This window comes from Parabacteroides sp. MSK.9.14, assembly GCF_019041495.1.
GTDB lineage: Bacteria > Bacteroidota > Bacteroidia > Bacteroidales > Tannerellaceae > Parabacteroides > Parabacteroides merdae.
The window spans coordinates 1-378 of record NZ_JAHPXO010000141.1 but is presented as its reverse complement, the minus strand read 5'-3'; the positions used below and the strand labels follow the sequence as shown (position 1 = coordinate 378).

Annotated in this window: 1 protein-coding gene; it reads right to left on the bottom strand. The window is 31.5% G+C overall.

Going from position 1 to position 378, the window contains the following annotated elements; translation table 11 throughout:
• A partial coding sequence (locus tag KTG12_RS21510; protein ID WP_216945558.1) for a hypothetical protein occupies positions 1 to 358 on the bottom strand: 358 nt, incomplete at its 3' end.
• Positions 359 to 378: the final 20 nt, after the last annotated feature.

Below are 378 nucleotides of genomic sequence, written 5' to 3'. Positions count from 1 at the left end.
GAAGGACATACATATTGGTCAACACAAACCCATGCAACGCTTGATGTAAAAGAGCCATCTGGATATGTATACATATTATCGCATAAATAGTATCATTATACATAATATGAGCATATACATTTTCTTTAAACACTTTAAACAAAACAAATGGAGATTCCCAAAAATGAACAGTTGCACCATTTTCATAATGATACGGATGATATTGTGCCACTAATTTATTATGATCAAAACAATTCATAACATATCCGTCTTCATGATCTATTACAGATCGTGCCCATATTTCTCTTCCTTCACCTAAAAACAGCATTTGATCTATTTTATAGAATAGTAACATGCCGACTGTTCTTGTTGCATTCATTCTCTAACTAATAATTCAAC